Origin of the sequence: Streptococcus suis (assembly GCF_002964045.1) — a bacterium.
Taxonomy (GTDB): Bacteria; Bacillota; Bacilli; order Lactobacillales; family Streptococcaceae; genus Streptococcus; species Streptococcus suis_U.
The window spans coordinates 1-280 of the sequence record NZ_POPB01000287.1 but is presented as its reverse complement, the minus strand read 5'-3'; the positions used below and the strand labels follow the sequence as shown (position 1 = coordinate 280).

The following is a 280-nucleotide window of genomic DNA, read 5'->3' as shown; positions in this document are numbered from 1 at the left end:
TTGAAAATGAAAGTTTAGAAGCTGAGTTAATTGCAAATGATATAGAATCAAAAATTCAAGGAGGTATACGACCATCAGAAATCTGTATCCTAGCAAAACAGAAGGTTGATGATTATAGTTCAAAATTGATAACTACATTAAACAGTAAAGGGATTAAAGCAAGAATTGAAAATGAATATCAAGAGCTTTTAAAAGACCCTACTTGTAACCTATTATTAGATTTAATATCATGCAGTCAAGGAAAACGAGATCCTTTAATTTGGGAAAATATTAGTAATTT

Annotated in this window: 1 pseudogene; it reads left to right on the top strand. The window is 28.6% G+C overall.

What is annotated here, in order from left to right:
* Nucleotides 1-280: pseudogene (locus tag C1E99_RS03955) on the top strand (ATP-dependent helicase); the annotation flags it as partial.